This is a genomic window from uncultured Desulfovibrio sp. (genome assembly GCF_944324935.1).
GTDB lineage: Bacteria > Desulfobacterota > Desulfovibrionia > Desulfovibrionales > Desulfovibrionaceae > Desulfovibrio.
On record NZ_CALUYG010000079.1, the window covers coordinates 1 to 5,722 of the forward strand.

At 67.8% G+C, this 5,722-nt stretch carries 3 protein-coding genes; all 3 read left to right on the forward strand.

All coding sequences use genetic code 11. From position 1 onward, the window contains the following. The coding region (locus Q0J54_RS11845) for a trypsin-like peptidase domain-containing protein (protein ID WP_296305951.1) at window positions 1-1,180 on the forward strand (1,180 nt) is incomplete at its 5' end. A 3-nt stretch (window positions 1,181-1,183) separates the two neighbouring features. Continuing rightward, on the forward strand, window positions 1,184-2,458 hold the full coding sequence (locus Q0J54_RS11850; RefSeq protein ID WP_296305952.1) for a hypothetical protein: 1,275 nt from the start codon (window positions 1,184-1,186) through the stop codon (window positions 2,456-2,458). Window positions 2,459-2,469: 11 nt separating this feature from the next. Further along, window positions 2,470-5,553, forward strand: a complete 3,084-nt coding sequence (locus Q0J54_RS11855; protein WP_296305953.1) for a virulence factor SrfB — start codon at window positions 2,470-2,472, stop codon at window positions 5,551-5,553. Window positions 5,554-5,722: the final 169 nt, after the last annotated feature.

Below are 5,722 nucleotides of genomic sequence, written 5' to 3' on the forward strand. Positions count from 1 at the left end.
GGTACCCATGACGGCTGTGCTCTATCAGGCTATTTTTCGGGATGCCGAGGGCAATCGTCTGCTGGCGCTGCTCGGCTGGCACTTCTACCGCCAGTGGCAGACCGCCCGGGAGCTGGAAGCCCGGCAACAGGCCGAACTGGCCGCCGTGCGGGAACGCAACGACGCGCTGGAGGCCTACCTGAAGATGCTGCGGGATCTGCTCGCGCAGGACCCCTGCGTCATCAAGGAAAAACTGCCCACCCTGCCGCCGCCCCCGGCGGGCGTTCCCGGCATGCCGCTCATGCTGCCCGGCGATCCCGCTGAACCGTCCGCTTCGAAGGGCGGCGATGCCGAGGCGCAACCGCCACAGGCTCCTCTGCCGCCCGCCCAGCCTCCCCGGCAGGAAGTGACGCCCGCCACGCGGGCCGACACCCTGCCCCATCTGCTGGAACAGGGGACGGTGCTCGTCCTTGCCCAGCAGTCGCACGGACTTTCCATGGGCTCGGGCTTCTTCATCTCGCAACGGCACATCGTCACCAACGGGCATGTGGTGGGCGACGCCGCGCAGGCCCTCGTCACCAACAAGGCCACCGGCAAGGTGCTGGCGACCCGCATCTCCCATCGCATCGAAGAGGGCGGGTACGATGTCGCCGTGCTGGAGCTGGAGGCCCCCGCGCCCATCACCCCGCTGTCCTTCTGCTTCAGCGTGCAGCGCACCGAACGGGTGAGCGCCTGGGGCTTCCCCGGCGCGGTCACCGGCGATGATCCCAAGTTCAAGGCCCTGCTGGAAGGCAATGCCGCGTCCGTGCCGGAGGTGGTCTATTCCGACGGTTCGGTCAATGTGGTGCAGGAGCGCGATCCCGCCATCATCGTGCATTCGGCCACGGTGTCGCAGGGCAGCAGCGGCGGCCCGCTGGTCAACCAGGCCGGACAGGTCGTGGGCATCAACACCTTCATCAAGCTGGACGGCGAATCCTACCGGCAATCCAGCATCGCCGTGGTCAGCAGCGCGGTGGCCCGCCTTCTCCAGCAATGGAAGGTAGGCTATCGTGAGGCCGGCCCCGCCGCGGAGACCGCGCCTCAGCCGGCCGGCGACGCCGGGAAGGCCGACGCGAAGGCGGGAAAGAAGGCGGAGAGCACGTCCCCCCCGGCAACGCCCGCCTCCCCCAGGGAGAGCCCCGCCGCTTCGACGGGAGGCTAAGGCATGGCCCTCGCGCAGACCCATCTTGCCCGCACGGACCGCGGCGACATGCAGGCGCTGGCGGTACGCGGCATCTTTGCCACGGACTGCCGCCAGCAGCTGCACAGCATCATCAGCCGCGCGCTGGGGCCGCGCTGTGCCGCCCTGCTGGCCGAACCCCAGCATGACGCCGAACAGCGGCACATCGACTGGTACAGCGAGCGCGAGGGCGAGGCACAGCCGGTCAGCGCCCTGCCGCCGGAAGCGGCGCAGGCCGTGCGGGAAAAGGCTTTCCGCTACGCCGCCGCCATTGCCGATCTCGCGCGACAGCGCGCCGCCGCCCCCGATGCCGCCGGCATCGCCGACGAGATGCTGCCCCTGGTGGTGCAACATGCGGGAGAGGACGATCTCTGGAGCGTGGACGGCGAGCCTGTCCTCATCAACTGGGGCTTCGCGCCCGCCCGACCGGGCGCGCAGGCGCAGGACCTTTCCCGTCCGGGCCTGACACCGCCCGCCGCTCCCCTACCGCCAGCGTCCGGGACCATCCCCACAGCCGACGCTCCCGGCGTGCCGGGCGGCTGCCTCCGCTGGCTGCTGCCGCTGCTGCTCCTCCTGCTGCTGCTCTGGCTCGCGCTGGCCGCATTCGGCCTGCTGCCGTCGCCCCTGCCCGCCGCCTGCCTGCCGCAGCCGGATGGCAAGGTGCTGGAACGGGAAAAACAGCGCGGCTCGCTGCAGGAAGCGGAGCTCGAGGCCCTCTACCGGCAGTTGCAGGAACGCACCTCCCTGTGCGACCCGCCCGCGGCGTCCCCCGCCCCCGCGCCGGCCACCGTGGAACCCTTTTTCGGCGAAAGCCCTCGCGAGGCTCCCGCGCCCGCGCCCAAACCCGAACCCAAACCCAAACCCGCGCCCAAGCCGCGCAAGGGCGACAGCATGGAGATCCCCAAGGATGCCGCCCGGGAAAAGGATCTGGGATTCCTCGAAGGCTGCTGGGCCAGCGAAACAGGCCTGACCGCCGTCCCTTCCGGCAAGCCGGTGGTCGTGGAATACTGTTTTGACAAAAACGGCAACGGCAAGCGCTACGAACATGTGGAAGGCCGGGAAAGCTGCGTGGGGCCGGGCCGGGCCCGCTTCCAGGGCAACCGCCTGCACATGGAGTCCCCCTACGCCGAATGCCCCGACGGCACCCGCTTCGTGCCCCACAGCATCGACTGCACCGGCTCCGGCCGTTCCACCCTCTGCAAGGGTCGGGAACATGACAGCGACAATACCCGCTGGACGGCCCGATTCAGAAAACAGTAAAGGATATGCACATGGAGACTTTGCCGCGCTACCTCTCCCCGGTCAGCATCATTCCCGGCGGCTGCCCGCAATTCCTGGATCTGAGCGTGCCGGTGGATGCGCTCAGGAAACTTCGCCGGCATTTCCGGGAAGAAAAAAAGCCCGCCGACGACGGCGCGGGCCGTTACCGCCATTATCTGCGCTGCCTTGCGGAGAGCGACGGCGGCTTCATCGACCAGCTCACCGCCCAGCCCTGCGAACCGGATTACGACATCAACGCCGAGCGCTGTCTGGACATCTGGGAAGGACGCTGGCTGCCCGTCCCCTTCCTGCGTACGCTGGATCAGCTCTGGCCCGACGGCTGCCGCCGCTTTGAGTACGGCCCGTCCAACTGGTCGCGCGCCTATGTCACGCGCGAGGGCTGCCCGCCCGATCAGGCACGCGTCGTCATCGCCTTCGACACGCAGGTGGAGGAACGCCCGGCCGAGGGCGACCGCTACTTCGCCCTCTCGCCGCAGGATGTGGCCGCGCACGGGCATTTTCTGCTGGCCCATCATGTGCGCGACAATTCCTGGTTCCTCAACGAGCCCTGGATAGACGAATGGCTGTCCGGCATCTACGGCGATTACCGGCAGAGCAAGTACCGCGGCCACGGCGCGTGGCGCGACGATTCCCCCTATGTGCTGGAGCACCTTGCCAGCTACCTCACCTGGCTCGAGGCGGTGCGCCTTGCGCTGGACGATCTGGCCGTGCAGGTCATCAATCCCGACCGCGACACGCCAGTGGATGTGGACTTCATCCTCGACATCGGCAACTCCCGCACCACGGGCATCCTGGTGGAGACCCTGCCCCAGCGGCCCACCAATCTCAACGACAGCTACCTGCTGGAGCTGCGCGACCTCGACCAGCCCCAGCATGTCTACGCCGAACCCTTCGAGACCCGCGTGGAATTCGTGGACGCCCTTTTCGGCAACGACGCCCTCAGCCGCCGCTCCGGGCGACAGACGCCGGCCTTTGCCTGGCCGTCCGCCGTACGCATCGGGCCGGAGGCGGCCCGTCTGGCCACGCAGGCCGTCTGCGCCGAGGGCAGCACCGGCATGTCCAGCCCCAAGCGCTACCTCTGGGACGAGCGCCCGTGGCAGCAGACCTGGCGCTTCAATACCGGCGGCAAGAGCGAGCCTATGGTCAGCCGCGGCCTCTTTGCCCGCCAGCTCAACCCGCAGGGCACGCCGCTTGCCTGCTTCGACGATCCGCTCTTCAAACGCAGCGCGGCCCTCAAGAAGCAGCAGCCGGAGCCCATTTTCGAATCCCTCTTCACGCGCTCCTCGCTTATGATGTTTATGATGGGCGAGATCATCACCCAGGCCCTCATCACCATCAACTCCCCGGCCATCCGCTCCCGCCGCGAGCTGCCCAATGTGCCGCGCCGTCTGCGGCGGCTCATCTTCACCGTGCCCACCGCCATGCCCGTGGCCGAAAAGCGCATCTTCCGGCGCTGGGTGCTCTGGGCCGTGCGCGTCATCTGGGAGGGGCTCGGCTGGTCTCAGTGGTTCGTGCCCGGCAACCTTAAGAACGCCCCCACCATCAACGATTACCGCCGCAGCCCGCAGGTACGCTGCGACTGGGATGAGGCCAGCTGCTCGCAGCTCGTCTATCTCTACAACGAGCTGGCCGTGAAACAGCACGGCGACGCCCACCACCTCTTCCGCCTGCTGGGCAAGCCCCGCGCCGCCTGCGGCGACCGCCCCTGCGTGCGCGTGGCCTCCATCGACATCGGCGGCGGCACGACCGACCTTTCCATCACCACATACGAACTGGCCAGCAGCGAGGGCGAGACCGCCCGCATCGTCCCCCATACGGCCTTCCGGGACGGCTTCAACGTGGCCGGGGACGAAGTGCTGCGAGAAGTGGTGGCCAACCACGTCATCCCGGCGATCAAGGACGCCCTGACGGCCCGCGGCCTCAGCGAGCCGGCGGCCCTGCTGGCCCAGCTCTTCGGCAGGGATGCCATCGGCATCTCGCAGGAGGACCGCAATACCCGCATGCGCCTCGTGCGGCAGATCGCCGTCCCCGTGGCGCTGGGTCTGCTGGCCACCTGCGAATCCACGGAAGACGGCAACAGCGTGCAGACCTGCACCCTGCGCGACTTCTTCCACACCGGCACGGGAACCGATGAAGACAGGGACACGGCAACGGGCTTTGTGCCCGCCCGGCGCGCTCCCTGCCCCCAGGCGGCCATCCTGGACGCCGTTGCCCGCATGGTGCGGCGGCATGCCCCGCAGATCGAGAATTTCAACATGCTGGACGTGCCCATCACCATCAATCCCGCCGCTGTGGACACGACCATCCGCACCACCCTCGGCCCCACGCTCTCGGCACTCTGCGAACTGGTGCATCTCTATGACTGCGACGTGCTCCTGCTCACCGGCCGCCCCAGCGCCTGGAACGGCGTGGTGGCGCAGGTGCTCTCCAAACTGCCCGTGCCGCCGGACCGCATCCTGCCCATGCGGCAATACCATGTCGGCAACTGGTATCCCTTTGCCGATGTGCTCGGCCGCATCACCGACCCCAAGACCACCGTGGTCGTCGGGGCCATCCTCTGCGCCCTGGCCGAAGGTCATCTGGAAGGCTTCTCCTTCGATTCCGGCGCGCTGCGGCTCACCTCCACCGCCCGATACATCGGGGAGCTGGACATCAACAGCAAGCTCTCCGCCCCCAAGGTCTGGTTCACCGTGGACGTGGACAGCAAGGAGGAGACGGAGCTCAGCCATGCGGTCTCCTTCAACGGCCCCCTGACCATCGGCTACCGTCAGCTTGCCGTGGAACGCTGGCCCACCACCCGTTACCACCTGCTGACCTTCGCCACCGAGGCCGCACGCGCCGCCGCCGCGGGCAAGCTGCCCTATACCGTGGAGCTGCGCCTCTCCGTGGAAGGACAGTGGGACGACGACCCCCGCCCCGAGGACCGCGACCGCCGCACCGAAGGGGAATTCACCATCGACAGCGTCACCAACGCCCGCGGCGACAGCGTCAACGTGCGGGATCTGGAAGTGCGCCTGCAGACCCTGCAGCTCGACGAAGGCTACTGGCTCGATACCGGCACCGTCACGACGTAAGCGGTCGTTTGTTTTGGGGGGAAGGGGAAGCCCTCGCCCAAGGGCTGTTGACTCTATCTGCTGTTTGTTTTGGGGGGAGGGGGATCCCCTCGCCTAGGGCCTGTTAACACTATTTAAGAGACTCAACGATTAAGGCAAACATGATGAATCCCAGAAACAAGGCATCCAG